The organism is Streptomyces sp. UG1 (genome assembly GCF_049974585.1).
In the GTDB taxonomy this organism is placed as follows: domain Bacteria; phylum Actinomycetota; class Actinomycetes; order Streptomycetales; family Streptomycetaceae; genus Streptomyces.
The window spans coordinates 1-12,224 of the sequence record NZ_JBNGGG010000073.1; the positions used below are offsets into that span (position 1 = coordinate 1).

A 12,224-nucleotide genomic window follows, 5' to 3' on the forward strand; every position below is an offset into this window, starting at 1 on the left:
ATGGCGGCGACCCTCGACCCCGGCCTGCCACGGCATCGCCAACTCCTCGACCAGGCGGGCGAGATGACGTCGAGAGATCCCCGTGAACAGCCGGTGCGCCAGCACCGCCCGATTGACCGTGACCGACACAGACGGATCATGCCACCGGCCAGACACGACGCTCACCCGCAATCACGCACCAACTCGTCACAAGCTGTCTCAATTGGCCGGGTCAGCGAGTCGACGTCGCCGGTTGATCACTGACCTCCTTGCGGACAGACTGCCCTGCATGCGGGTCAATAGGCATGGCCACGGAGACGAAGATCGGGAAGCGGCGATGAGTGCCGGGCTGCCCTTCTTCCGCTATCACCCAGATCCGCTCGCAAGCGGAGCCATCCGCGCGGCCGCCGAGACGTGCGCCTGCTGCGGGCGAAGCACGGGCTGGATCTACACGGCGACCTTCTTTACCGCCCACGAGGTCAGCGGGCGTTTCTGCCCCTGGTGCATCGCCGACGGGAGCGCGGCTGAACGCTTCGCGGGTGAATTCACCGACTCCTACGGGCTCGAGGGCATCAGCGAGGACGTCCTGCATGAGGTCACCCGCCGCACTCCCGGCTTCCACGCCTGGCAGGATCCACACTGGCTCACCCACTGCCACGACGCGGCCGCCTTCGTGGGCGAAGTCGGGTACACCGAGCTGGCAGCACATCCCGAAGCCCTCGACCAACTGCGGGCCGACATGCGCTTCGACGGCTGGCACGACGCGAACGAGCTTGAGCATTTCCTGGCCAACCTGGGCGAGGCGGCGACCGCCATGCTTTTTCTCTGCACCGTCTGCGGCGCCCACCTCGCCTACGCCGACGCATCCTGAAGATCGTCCGTTCTGGCGAGTCTGCGGCGGCAGATGAGGGTGCAGGCGATGCCGGCAAAGCCCTTGTCAGCATGGAGCTTGCCTGCGTCGCCGTCGACCGCACCGGGATCGGATCGGCGGTATGACCTGACCCAGCGGGAGGGGGCCGGGCTGTCGCCCAGTGATCAAGTGGATCTTCAAGCCATACTTGCCCCGGTCGCTCGGACCTTGGGCCACTCCGTAAACCGGCAGTGAGCCGTGGCTCCGGGCAGCCCGAACGAGACGAACGCCAATTCAGATGGATTGTCAGGCCCTCACCGGAACCAGCAGCAAGTCGGGCGAAGGCCAGCAGCGGCAATGAGGAGATCGTGCTTGTTCATCGTCGGCCACGACTCTCCCTGGCGCGGCCTCCTTGAGCGCGAACCACCGTCACCCTCACGTCACGTGAGGGTATGCCCGTGCGACGGGTGACCCCTGGAGATCGGCGACGTGCCGACTCGCTCATCTCGAGCCGTCCCCCTGCGGGCCGGAGGCCGTGGCCGTGCATGCTGGGGCGAGACACCCGCCCGCCTCACCCCGGGCGTCGGCGTCACTCACGGGTGCAGCAGATGCAGGCGGCCGGGCAGGACCTCGATGCGCAGCGGGGCGCGCACATCGCGGGCGGGGGCGCCGTCCACGTCCAACCGGTAGGCACCCCAGGCCCGTTCGAAGCGCAGGCGGCGGATGAGGCGCCTGCCGAAGGACCCGCCGCGCGCCTCCAGCAGGCCCTGATCGGTCAGGGTGATGCGCAGGGGCTGGTCGCCGGGTGCGGTGATCTTCTCGTTGTCGAGGATGAAGCGGGCGTTGCCCGGGTGCGGCTGCGGTGAGACCAGGCTGGCCTCGCGCACCGCGACGCCGAAGCCGCCATCGGAGAAGTGGATGCCGATGACGGGGCTGCGGTGCGTCCCGAAGGCGTTCGGCTCGCCACCGGACCGCCCCGCCCGGCGTTCGACGAGCAGCGGCAGCCGCCACAGAGCCGCGGCCCGCATGGCCTGCTCCGGCTGCGGTCCTCCGGCGTGCACCAGCAGGTCGACCGCCGGGCGCCGAACGCCGCGTTCCGGGCCGCCGCGCGCACCGGCTTCGGGGACCGGGCTCAACTCCGTGCTGCGGACACCCTCTTCGGTCAGGCGTGCGCACAGCAGCCGGGCCCGCTCCCGGTCACCGCGGTTCCAGCCGCGCACTACGGCCAGTGTGGGGCGCGCGGTCGGCAGGGTGCCGGCGAGGTGTACGGCGGCGGCCGCGAGGCGCTCGACGTCCGCCGCGCCCCGGGGGGATCCGGCGTCGGGGGGCGAGGTCGAGAACAGCATGCGGACTCCTTGGGAACTCGGGACGGACGGGCCGGGTGGCGTCGGAAACGCGGCCCGAGGCCGCGCCGGTGAAGTACGGGCCGGTGAGACCTGCGCGCCAGGACATGCCGCTCCTCGCGGGCTGCGGCCGGCGGCCACCTCGCAACGACGGGTCCGCCGCCCCGCCCCTGTGGCCCGAGGCGGGACGAACGACAGCCTTCCGGCCGTTCATCTCTAACCTAACGCGAGAGTCTGGTTCGTGTGAAGCCGGTGGTGGACTGGGTGTACAGGACCTGACTTTTACGTTGAGACAAAGTTGTGCGCCGATGGATTCGGCTGCTTCCGGTCGTGGTGCGCTCAGCGCAGGGCGGCGGCGGGGTCGGAGGCGAGCCAGCCGCGGGCGCCCCAGAAGTCGATCGCTCGGCAGATCGCGCTCAGGCTTTCCCGGGCGCGGTCGCCGCCGTCGCCCCAATGCCCTAGGCACCACTCGGCAAGGCGGTCGGCGGCACCGTCCTCCTCCAGGACGGTCAGCCGGTTGTGCGAGCCGAGATGGATGCCCAGCAGCAGCATCGCGGTGGCATCGGCCTGCCCGGGCCCCTCCCCCATGAAGGCGGCGATCGCCTGCCGCACCGTGGGCACCATGGACGGCGTCGGCAACGGCGCAGCCTTCGGTCGGGGCTGACGCGGGCGGGCCGGGGCGCGCGGCGGGGGTGAACTCTTCGCGGCCGTAGCCGGTGTGGCCGCGGCGGCGGGAGCAGGCTTCGGGGGCGGCGTGGGGGCCGGTGGGCCCGGTTGCGGTGCGGCATCCACCGCGGGCTTCCGGGCGGCGCCGAGGCAGGCGGCGACGTAGTCGCTGGGCACGGGGGTGTTCTGGGCGATGGAGGTCTCAAGAACCTCGGCGTCGCAACGGCGGCACAGCGGGAGTTCGCGCCAGCCGATGATGGAGAGTTGAGTGCCCCGCGAGTGCCGGGTCATGGCCTGCGGGCGATGGACGATGTCCTGACCGCCGCAGCCTGCGCAGCGCACACCGCCGCGCATCCACTGCGCGGCGCAGCTCAGGCAAGTGATCCGAATATCGCCGTTCACGGGTTCGCCACGCAGGTCCTCGGCCTCCCCGCACGACGGACACACCGCCACACCCGCCACGATCGTCCGCCTCCTCGCCGCAGAGTCTCCCATCGGCCAAGTCTACCCTCACGTGAGAGTAGGCTCGCGGGTCACGCTTCCTCGGTCCGGTGTACCCCCTAGTCATGAGCGACGATGAGGTGGTCCAGCCGGGCGTCGGGGGACTCCCGCTCGTAGGAGCCCGCCTGCCAGCGGTCGGGGAAGAGGGCCCCCATCCGCGCGCTGACGACGTCGAAGTGCGTCTGCCCGACGGCCGCGAGCACCGGCGTCTGGTCCCCGCGAAGATCGGAAACCAGGACCTGGACACGCCCTTCTCGTCCAACTGCGTGATCCCGCGCCGGAACTGCTGGGACCGGGAGAGGTCGACGGGCCGTACGACGGCGAAGTACTCGGGCGTGAAGGTGGGCTTCGGCGGGAAGACGGCTGCCTTCTAAGTCAGGGTGGACCTACCCGCGTCCGAGTGGCTGATCACCGCGAACGTGCCGCCGCCCCGCCCCCCCCCGAGGCCGGCCAGTGGCTTGCCGAGCCATCGCACCGTCTCCCTGTCCGCCTCGGCTGTGACCTCCATCAGCCAGCCCAAGTGGCCGGCGAAGTCCTCCGTCTGCCCCAACTGCCGGCACAGGTCCTCGCACCGCGCGTCGGCCTGCACCCAGTACGTACGCGCCGTTCGGCTCGGTAAAGCAGTTGCCCGACCAGACCCCCACCCCCGCATCATCGACGGGATTTGACGTCCACTCACCTTCAGGGAGACCACATTGGCCACCGACCGCTTCCCGGACATCGCCCGCGCCGGCACCGCCGTAGTCGGCACCCGCTACGTCGGAGGCCACGACCGGCAGCAACTGGTCGTCGACGCCGAGGTCCAGGCGCTGGACGGCACTTCCCCGCCCCGCGGGCTCTGCGCCGTGAGCTGGTTCGCGAGCGCCGACGGCGAGACCCTGCTGTCGCTCGCGCAGTGGGAGAGCGCCGTGGCGTACGACGCGTACCTGCGCGACGGCGGCTACGCCGCGCCCGTGGCCGGGCCACCCAGCTACGGGCTGTACCGCAGCATGGCCGAGGCGGATGAGACCCGCGTCCCCGGCTGCGTCATCACTGCCGCCTTCGACGTCGACGGACCCGAGCGGCAACGCTCATTCACCGACGCGGTGATCGATGCCCAGCCGGCGGAAGGCGGTCATCCCGGCGCGATCTCTGCCCACTTCCTGCACAGCGCCGACGGCAGCCGCGTCCTGCTGTACACGGAGTGGACCAGCGTCGAGGCGCATCAGGAGGCCGCCGAGTCCGGTCACCACGACAAGGGGCACGAAGTCTTCTCGGGTACGCCCGGGGTGCGTCTCACCCACGGTGGGCGCTGGCGCCTGTGCCGCGCTCTGCGGCTCGGCGGGGCGTGAACAGCAGGTCCAGGTGGTGGTTCAGGACCTCCATCGCGGCCTCCGGGGTACGCCGGCCGACCAGGACGCTGGTGCCGAGGCCGTGGCTGAGGGCGAGCAGGCGCGCGGACTCGATGTCGGGGTCGACCGCCCGGGTGAGCCCGCCGTCGGCCTGGGCCTGCCGCAGCAGGTCGGCGAGCTGGGTCTCCAGGCGGTCGGGGCCTTCGGCGAAGGGCTGGGCGGCGAGTTCGGGGTCGGTCATGGCCAGCATCGCGCACGAGGTCCACAGGGTATGGAAGGTCCGGCTGGCCTCGTCGGTGGGGAGCGCTTCGGCGAGCAGGGTCTCGACGCGGGTGCGCGGGGCCGGTGAGCGCGGCAAGGCGGACAGGCGGGCCGCCCAGCGTTCGTGGCTGTGCTGTTCCAGGTGTCGCAGGGCGGCGAGCAGCAGCTTGGCCTTGGTCTCGAAGTAGTACTGCACGAGCCGGACGGACACTCCGGCCTCGGCCGCGACCGCGCGCATGGTCACGGCGTGCAGGCCGTCGCGCGTGGCCACGCGGACCAGACCGTCGATGATCTGGGTCCGGCGCTGCGCATGGTCCGCGGTCCTTGGCACGGTCGCTCTCGCTCCCCGGAGTTGTTATTGGTACGCCGTATCATAAAGGGTCGAAGACGTGGCCACGCATGCCTGGTGAGGGAGCGGGACGGCATGGAGCAGCGCAGGACGGCGGCCGTGGAGGATGGGCCGGCGGCTCGGGTGGACGGGTGGCGCGGCCCGGGGTGGGTGCTCGGCCTGGCCTGTGCGGCGCAGTTCATGGTGGTGCTGGACGTCTCCGTGGTGAACGTCGCCCTGCCGTCGATCCGCTTCTCCCTCGGCTTCGCCCCGGCGGAACTGTCGTGGGTGGTGAACGCGTACGGACTCGTCTTCGCGGGGCTGTTGCTGCTGGGTGGTCGCCTCGCCGATGTGCTGGGGCATCGGCGGGCCTTCGTGCTGGGGCTCGGGCTGTTCTCGGCCGCCAGCCTGGCGGGCGGGCTCGCCGGGGCGCCGGGCGCGCTGATCGCGGCGCGCGCTGCGCAGGGGGCCGGGGCAGCGCTGCTGGCACCCGCGACGCTTACGGTGCTGACCGGGACGTTCCCCGAGGGCCCGGCCCGTACGCGGGCACTGGCGGTCTGGACGGCGGTCGGGGTCGCGGGCGGTGCGGCCGGCAATCTCATCGGCGGCGCGCTGACCCAGTACCTGTCGTGGCGGTGGGTTCTGCTGGTCAACGTGCCCATCGGGGCCGTGGGTGTGCTGCTGGGCCTGCGTTTCCTGCCGGTCGGGCGGGGCGAGGGGCGCAGGCCGCCGCGTCTCGATGTCCCGGGGGCCGTGCTCGCGACCACCGGGATAGCCGCCCTCACCTGCGGGCTGGCCCAGGCGGAGTCGCGCGGCTGGGGTGATGCGGTGACCGTGGGGATGACGACGGCCGGGGTGCTGGTGCTGGCAGGCTTCCTCTGGGTGGAGGCGCGGGTGGCGCGGGCACCGTTGGTGCCCTTGGGGCTGTTCCGGATCCGGTCCGTGGGCGTGGGCAACCTGATCCTGCTGCTGACCGGGGCCTGCCTCATCCCGATGTGGTACTTCCTCTCCCTCTACATGCAACAGGTCCTGCACTACGGCCCGTTGCGCACGGCCGTCGGCTTCCTCCCGCACACCCTGGTGACCATGGTCGTCGGCGCCCGCCTCGCACCCCGCCTGATGCGGTACGTCCGCCCGCGCACCCTGATCGTCACCAGCGCCCTCGTCTCCGCGGCCGGGTTCTGGTGGCAGAGCGGTATCAGCGCCGGCAGCGGCTACGTCGACGGGGTGCTCGGTCCCGCGATCGTGATCTCCGTCGGCACCGGGCTCCTGCTCACCCCAATCACCACCGCGGTCACCAGCGGCGTCGACCCGGCCCACGCAGGTGCCGCCTCCGGGCTGATGAACACCACCAAGCAGGTCGGCGGCGCGCTCGGCCTCGCCGCGCTGTCCGTGGTCGCCGCCGCCCACTCCGCCGGAGCTGAGGCACTCACGGCCGGATACGCACGCGCCTTCCTGGCCATCGCCGTCGTGTTGGCTGCCGTGGCCGTCGTCTCGCTCGCGCTGCCTGCGCGGCGCGATTAGACACGTTGCGCCGCCGCTTGCGTGAACTGGGCTTCGTACAGACGTGCGTACGCGCCGTCGCAGGCCAACAGGTCCTGGTGTGTGCCCTGTTCGACGATGTGGCCGGCCTCCATGACGAGGATGGTGTCGGCGTCGCGGATGGTGGACAGCCGGTGCGCGATGACGAAGCTGGTGCGGCCGGTGCGCAGTTCGGCCATGGCGCGCTGGACCAGGGCTTCGGTGCGGGTGTCGACCGAGGACGTGGCCTCGTCCAGGACCAGGATCGACGGCTCGGTGAGGAAGGCGCGGGCGATGGTGAGCAGTTGGCGCTCGCCCGCGCTGAGGTTGGTGCCGTTCTCGTCGAGGAGGGTGTCGTAGCCGTCGGGGAGGGTGCGGATGAAGTGGTCGGCGCGGGCCGCCCTGGCCGCCGTCACGATCTCCTCGTGCCTGGCGTCGTCCTTGCCGTAGGCGATGTTGGCGGCGATGGTCCCTTCGAAGAGCCAGGTGTCCTGGAGCACCATGCCGACACGGGCGCGCAGTTCGGCGCGGGGCAGGGTGGCGATGTCGGTGCCGTCGAGGGTGATGCGGCCGCCGGTGGGGTCGTAGAAGCGCATCAGCAGGTTGACCAGGGTGGTCTTGCCGGCGCCGGTGGGGCCGACGATGGCGACGGTCTGGTGCGGGGCGACGGTGAGGTCCAGGTCCTCGATCAGCGGCTCGGCCGGTTCGTAGCGGAAGGAGACCTGCTCGAACTCGACCCTGCCCGCGACCTCGTGGAGTCGCTGGGGGACGGCGGGGTCGGGAGTCTGCTCGTCGGCGTCGACGAACTCGAAGAGGCGTTCCGCCGACGCGATGCCGGACTGGACGATGTTGACCAGGGCGGCGGCCTGGGTGATGGGGTTGTTGAACTGCAGCGTGTAGGTGATGAACGCCTGGATCTCGCCGACCGTCATCGCACCCGAAGCCACCCGCAGCCCGCCGAACACGGCGACGGCCACGAAGGTGAGGTGACCGAGGAAGGCCATGGCGGGTTCGATGACCCCGGAGAAGAACTGGGCACGCCGGCCGGCCTCGTACGCGGCGTGGTTGCGCTGCTCGAAGACCCGCTGGGCATCCTCGCCGCGGCCGAACAGCAGCACCTGATCGTGACCGGTGAACATCTCCTCGACATGGGCACTGAGTTCGCCGGTGGCCCGCCACTGCCGGGTGAACTCGGGCTGCGAGCGGCGTCCCAGCAGCCGGGTGACGACCGCGGCCACCGGCAGGGACGCCACCGCGACCAAGGTGAGCAGCGGCGACAGCCACAGCATCATCCCGAGTACGCCGACGACGCTGAGCAGCGACACCGCGATCTTGGTCAGGAGCTGCTGGAGAGTGAGGGCGATGTTGTCGACGTCGTTGGCGAGCCGGGAGATCAGGTCACCGCGCGGGCGGCGGTCGAGGTAACTCAGCGGCAGGACGGCGAGCTTGGCGGATGCCTGCTCGCGCAGCCGGTAGGCGGTGCGCTGGCCGATGTCCTGGGCGAGGCGTCCACGGGCGAGAGCGCAGGACGCGGAGACGACGACGAGCACGGCCGCCACCGCGAGCACCCGCCCGACCCGCGCGAAGTCCACTCCCCCGCCGGCCGCCCCGCGCACGATCAGGTCCGTGGCATGGCCCAGGACCATCGGCACCGACACGGTCAGCGCCACGCTCACCACACTCAGCGCCAGGCACCGGGTCAGCAGCCGGCGGTCGGGGCCCAGGGCGCGCAGCAGCCGCGCGGCCGAGCGGCGGAAGTCCTGAGGCTTGGCGGTGTTCGCGCCTTCGGCCGTCATACGGCCGCCTCCTCTGCGGTCATCTGGGAGAGCACGATCTCCCGGTAGATGGGGCTGGCCTCCATCAGCTCGCTGTGCGTGCCGATCGCCCCGACCCGGCCCTCGTCCAGGACGACGATGCGGTCGGCGTGGCGGACGGTGACCACGCGCTGGGCGACGATGACGACGGTCGCGCCGGCGGTGCGCTCGGCGAGGGCGGCGCGCAGGCGGGCGTCGGTGGCCGCGTCCAGCGCGGAGAAGGAGTCGTCGAAGAGGCAGATGTCCGGGCGGGCGAGCAGCACCCGGGCGATCGCGAGGCGTTGACGCTGCCCGCCGGACAGGTTGCCGCCGCCCTGTGCGACGGGCGCGTCGAGCCCCTCGGGCAGGGCCTCGACGAAGTCACGTGCCTGCGCGGCGTCCAGTGCCTGCCACAGTTCGTCGTCGGTCGCGTCGGGGCGGCCATAGCGCAGGGTGGAGGCGATGGTGCCGGAGAAGAGGTACGGCTTCTGCGACACCAGTCCGACCGTCGCCGCGAGGCAGGGCCGGTCCAGCTCTCTTACGTCGACGCCGCCGACGTGGACCTGCCCTTCGGTGGCGTCGAGCAGCCGGGGTATCAGGTGCAGCAGCGTCGTCTTGCCGCTGCCGGTCGAGCCGACGACCGCGACGGTCTCGCCGGGCCGGGCGGTCAGCGACACCCCGCGCAGGACGGGCTCCTGCGCGCCCGGGTAGCGGAAGCCGACGCCGCGCAACTCCAGACGGCCGGGCTCTGGCGGCTCGGTTATCGGCGAGGCGGGCCGGGTCAGGCTGCTGTCGGTGTCGAGGACTTCGCGGAGGCGCCTCGCGCACACGCTCGCCCGGGGTGAGAGCAGGAACGCCATCATCGCCATCATCACGGCCTGCAGGATCTGCGTGAGGTACTGCAGGAACGCGATCAGCGTCCCGGCCTGCATCCCGCCGCCGGCCACCCGATGCGCGCCGAACCACAGCACCGCGATCCCCGAGAACTCCATGATCAGCATGGCCGTCGGCATCGCGAACGCCTGCAATCGCCCCAGCCGCAGGCCCACATCGAGCAGGTCCCGGTTCACCTCGGCGAACCGCTCCTGCTCGTGCCGGTCACGCACGAAGGCCCGTACGACACGTATACCGGTGATCTGCTCCCGCACCACCTTGGTGACCCGGTCCACCCGCTGCTGCAGCGAGGCCGACAGCGGCATCTGACGGCCGAAGATCACGCCCATGGCGCAGGTCAGCACCGGCAGCACCACCACCAGCAGCAACGACAACGGCGCGTCCAGACGCAGCGCCATCACCAATGCACCCACGCCCATCACCGGGGCGGCGACCACCAGCGTGAACACCAGCACCACCAGCGTCTGGATCTGCTGCACGTCGTTGGTGGTCCGGGTGATGAGCGAGGCCGCGCCGAACCTCCCGACCTCCCGCACCGAGAACGTCCGCACACGGACGAAGACCTGTGCCCGCAGATCCCGCCCGAGCGCCATCGCCGTCCGCGCACTCACATACACGGCCGCCGCAGCGCACATCATCTGCACCAGCGTCACGCCGAGCATCACTCCGCCGACCCGCAGCACATGCCCCGTATCGCCGGTCAGCACCCCGTGGTTGATGGCGTCGGCGTTCAGTGTCGGCAGATACAACGTCGCGGTGATCTGCACCAACTGCAGGGCCGCGATCGCGGCCACGGACCCGGCGTAGGGGCGCAGGCCGGCGCCCAGCAGACGTAACAGGACGCTCACGCGCACCCTCCTTGGCCGGTCGGCAGGAAGGCGGACATCGAGGTGAAGGGGGAGACAGGCGTGGGCATGGCGGACTCCGGACCGAGCGGACGCAAGGACTAGAATGTGTCACTCAGTGGCAGTATGCCATGAGAGGCAGTGACTCATCAGAGGCTTTTTCCTTGCGGAGGGCTTAAAGTGACGCGCATGGCGATCCCGACCTCCGGCTCCTCTACAGCTGCGGCCAGAACCCGCGGCCCGGACGACCGCGCCCTGCCACTGCGCGAGCGCAAGAAGCAGCGCACCTTCCACGCCTTGGCCGGCGTGGCACTGGCACGCTTCACCGAGCGGGGCTTCGACGAGGTGACCCTCGACGAGATCGTCGACGAGGTGGAGATCTCCAAGCGGACCTTCTTCCGCTACTACTCCTCCAAGGAATCCGTCGCCCTCGCCGCCGAGGCCGAACTGTGGATCGCCTACGTCGACACCTTTACGGCGACCGACCTGCACGGCGACGTCCTCACCGCCCTGCGTACCGCGCTCACCAGCGCCATCACCGGCATGGACGACGACTGGCCCCGCCGCTTCCTGGCCACCCGCCGCCTCGCCGCCGGCCACAACAGCCTGCGCAAACACAGCCTCGTCATGGCCGCTCACCACCAGGAACAGATCGTCGAACAGCTCGAAGCCAAACTCGGCCGCGACGGCCGCGAGGACGTACGCCTGCGCCTCCTCGGCGAAATCGCCTTCGGCGCCTACCGCGTCGGCGCCAAGAACTGGACGGCCGGACGCGGCAAAGGCGCCGGCAGCCGCGGCAAGGGCGGACGCGCCACGCTCGCCGCCCGCGTCAGCGAGGCGTTCGACGCCGTCCCCGACACGATCGCACTGACGGCCGACTGACGCCGCGCGTGTCCGCATGCACGACATCGCCCAGGAAGGGTTCCCGGATCCAGACACGTCCTTCCACGTCAGAGTGAACGGCCACCCTGTCGGCCGCCGCATTGGGGGTTGAAGCCAACGCTCATACAGCCGTGTTGGGCGATGAGCGCGATGACGAGGGGCGGGCAGTCAGCTCACCCCGAGGGCGGCCGCGGCCTAGCCGATCGAGAACGTGGCCTCGGGGGCGGCGTGGTCGACGGGACCGTCGAACCGCGCCGAGGCGCGTGCCACCGCTTGCTGCGGCGTCAGGAAGCGGCCGACGTGTGTGACGATGAGTCGGCCGACTCCGGCCGTGCTCGCTGTGTCGCCGGTGTCCTCGGGCGTGTGGTGCACCTGTTCGCCCTCGACCGGTGCCTGTGCGCTCTCGGCTTCGCACAACAGCACGTCGCAACCCTCCGCCAGCTCCGTGAGGCTCGGGCACGGTGCCGTGTCCCCGGAGTACACCAGCGACTTGCCCGCCGCCTCGATGCGCACGGCGAAGGCCGGAATGCCGTGCGACACGGCCCGGCTGGTCAGTCGGAGCGAGCCGATGACCGCCTGGTGCCCGTCGTGCAACTCGGTGACCGCGAAGGCGGATTCGATCGGGCTGCGGGCCGGAGTGTTGGTGAGGAAGTGGGCCAACCGGTCGGCGATTCCGGGCGGACCGTAGAGAGGGATCGGTGCTGCGAGGTCGATGTCCGCGTACAGGACGCCGTAGTACGCGGTGAGCAGGTCCGCGCTGTGATCGGCGTGCAGATGCGAGATCCAGATCGCATCGAGCTCATCCAGGCGCGCATGACGCTGGAGCGGACCGAGCGTCCCGCTGCCCGCGTCCACCCAGATACGGGTGTCCCCGCTCGACACCAGGTAGCCGGAGCACGGATTGTCCGCACTCGGGTAGGGCGTCGCGCAGCCCAAGACCGTGAGGTGAAGAAGCTCGTCATTCATCCCGAGATCCTGATATGTAGCGGATTTGATCAAGGGCACAGGGTATTCCGGGGCCGCTGGTGCG

Annotated in this window: 11 protein-coding genes and 1 pseudogene; 5 read left to right on the forward strand and 7 right to left on the reverse strand. The window is 70.8% G+C overall.

Translation table 11 applies throughout. From position 1 onward, the window contains the following. A pseudogene (locus ACP4J3_RS47865) lies at window positions 1-129 on the reverse strand (transposase family protein); the annotation flags it as partial. 187 nt (window positions 130-316) lie between these two features. Here ACP4J3_RS47865 and ACP4J3_RS47870 point away from each other — a divergent pair. Continuing rightward, a complete protein-coding gene (locus tag ACP4J3_RS47870; protein ID WP_426544057.1) occupies window positions 317-850 on the forward strand; it encodes a CbrC family protein in 534 nt (177 codons plus the stop codon). Between the two features lie 572 nt (window positions 851-1,422). On the opposite strand, the gene ACP4J3_RS47875 is transcribed toward ACP4J3_RS47870, so the two are convergent. After that, the gene (locus ACP4J3_RS47875) at window positions 1,423-2,175 is read right to left on the reverse strand and encodes a hypothetical protein (protein WP_426544059.1); all 753 of its coding nucleotides are present in this window, start codon (window positions 2,173-2,175) and stop codon (window positions 1,423-1,425) included. 336 nt (window positions 2,176-2,511) lie between these two features. After that, complete coding sequence (locus ACP4J3_RS47880; protein WP_426544061.1) at window positions 2,512-3,333, reverse strand: hypothetical protein; 822 nt, start codon at window positions 3,331-3,333, stop codon at window positions 2,512-2,514. A gap of 71 nt (window positions 3,334-3,404) precedes the next feature. Here ACP4J3_RS47880 and ACP4J3_RS47885 point away from each other — a divergent pair, with 71 nt between their 5' ends. Both ACP4J3_RS47885 and ACP4J3_RS47890 read left to right on the forward strand, forming a co-directional pair. Continuing rightward, window positions 3,405-3,713 (forward strand): hypothetical protein, encoded by a 309-nt coding sequence (locus ACP4J3_RS47885; RefSeq protein ID WP_426544063.1) that lies wholly within the window; start codon window positions 3,405-3,407, stop codon window positions 3,711-3,713. A gap of 321 nt (window positions 3,714-4,034) precedes the next feature. After that, on the forward strand, window positions 4,035-4,670 hold the full coding sequence (locus ACP4J3_RS47890) for an antibiotic biosynthesis monooxygenase (RefSeq protein WP_426544067.1): 636 nt from the start codon (window positions 4,035-4,037) through the stop codon (window positions 4,668-4,670). Here the strand turns inward: ACP4J3_RS47890 and ACP4J3_RS47895 are convergent. Continuing rightward, the gene (locus ACP4J3_RS47895) at window positions 4,615-5,262 is read right to left on the reverse strand and encodes a TetR/AcrR family transcriptional regulator (RefSeq protein WP_426544069.1); all 648 of its coding nucleotides are present in this window, start codon (window positions 5,260-5,262) and stop codon (window positions 4,615-4,617) included. The two genes, ACP4J3_RS47890 and ACP4J3_RS47895, sit on opposite strands and share 56 nt — an antisense overlap. Before the next feature lie 93 nt (window positions 5,263-5,355). On the opposite strand from ACP4J3_RS47895, the gene ACP4J3_RS47900 reads away from it, so the two are divergent. Continuing rightward, window positions 5,356-6,783: an MFS transporter gene (locus ACP4J3_RS47900; protein WP_426544071.1), complete on the forward strand. Its 1,428-nt coding sequence runs from the start codon at window positions 5,356-5,358 to the stop codon at window positions 6,781-6,783. On the opposite strand, the gene ACP4J3_RS47905 is transcribed toward ACP4J3_RS47900, so the two are convergent. After that, entirely contained in the window at window positions 6,780-8,576 is a 1,797-nt protein-coding gene (locus ACP4J3_RS47905) for an ABC transporter ATP-binding protein (protein ID WP_426544073.1), read from the reverse strand. The genes ACP4J3_RS47900 and ACP4J3_RS47905 overlap by 4 nt on opposite strands. Next, window positions 8,573-10,315, reverse strand: a complete 1,743-nt coding sequence (locus ACP4J3_RS47910) for an ABC transporter ATP-binding protein (protein WP_426544075.1) — start codon at window positions 10,313-10,315, stop codon at window positions 8,573-8,575. Before ACP4J3_RS47910 ends, ACP4J3_RS47905 begins: the two co-directional genes overlap by 4 nt. Before the next feature lie 186 nt (window positions 10,316-10,501). On the opposite strand from ACP4J3_RS47910, the gene ACP4J3_RS47915 reads away from it, so the two are divergent. Further along, window positions 10,502-11,194: a TetR family transcriptional regulator gene (locus tag ACP4J3_RS47915; protein WP_426544077.1), complete on the forward strand. Its 693-nt coding sequence runs from the start codon at window positions 10,502-10,504 to the stop codon at window positions 11,192-11,194. 195 nt (window positions 11,195-11,389) lie between these two features. On the opposite strand, the gene ACP4J3_RS47920 is transcribed toward ACP4J3_RS47915, so the two are convergent. Next, the gene (locus ACP4J3_RS47920) at window positions 11,390-12,160 is read right to left on the reverse strand and encodes an MBL fold metallo-hydrolase (protein WP_426544079.1); all 771 of its coding nucleotides are present in this window, start codon (window positions 12,158-12,160) and stop codon (window positions 11,390-11,392) included. Window positions 12,161-12,224 lie beyond the last annotated feature (64 nt).